This is a genomic window from Lacrimispora sp. 38-1, from assembly GCF_049890855.1.
In the GTDB taxonomy this organism is placed as follows: Bacteria; Bacillota; Clostridia; order Lachnospirales; family Lachnospiraceae; genus Lacrimispora.
The window spans coordinates 1-599 of sequence record NZ_JBANEW010000092.1; the positions used below are offsets into that span (position 1 = coordinate 1).

The window sequence follows — 599 nt, forward strand, 5'->3', positions numbered from 1 at the left end:
GGCAGACTAATACGAGGCTAGCCCTAAAGCTATTTCGAGGAGAACCAGCTATCTCCGGGTTCGATTGGAATTTCTCCCCTACCCACACCTCATCGCCACCCTTTTCAACGGATGTGCGTTCGGTCCTCCACCGCCTTTTACGGCAGCTTCAACCTGGACATGGGTAGATCACCCGGTTTCGGGTCTACCTTCACTGACTTAACGCCCTATTAAGACTTGGTTTCCCTTCGGCTCCGCACCTTGAGTGCTTAACCTTGCCAGTAACGGTAACTCGCCGGACCGTTCTACAAAAAGTACGCGGTTCCACTTAAAATGTGGTTCCACAGCTTGTAAACACAAGGTTTCAGGTTCTCTTTCACTCCCCTCCCGGGGTCCTTTTCACCTTTCCTTCACAGTACTATGCGCTATCGGTCACTAAGTAGTATTTAGCCTTGGGGGGTGGTCCCCCCGAATTCCCACAAGGTTTCTCGTGTCTCGTGGTACTTTGGATCCTGCTCGCTGACTATTGCTTTCCCATACAAGGCTTTCACTTTCTATGGCCGGTCTTTCCAGGACCGTTCTGGTAACAAATCGTCTCACTTGTTGCAGTCCGTAACCCC

General features: G+C 51.3%; 1 rRNA gene. It reads right to left on the bottom strand.

Annotated elements, in window-relative coordinates:
- Positions 1–599 (bottom strand): 23S ribosomal RNA (locus tag V7D18_RS23685); the annotation flags it as partial.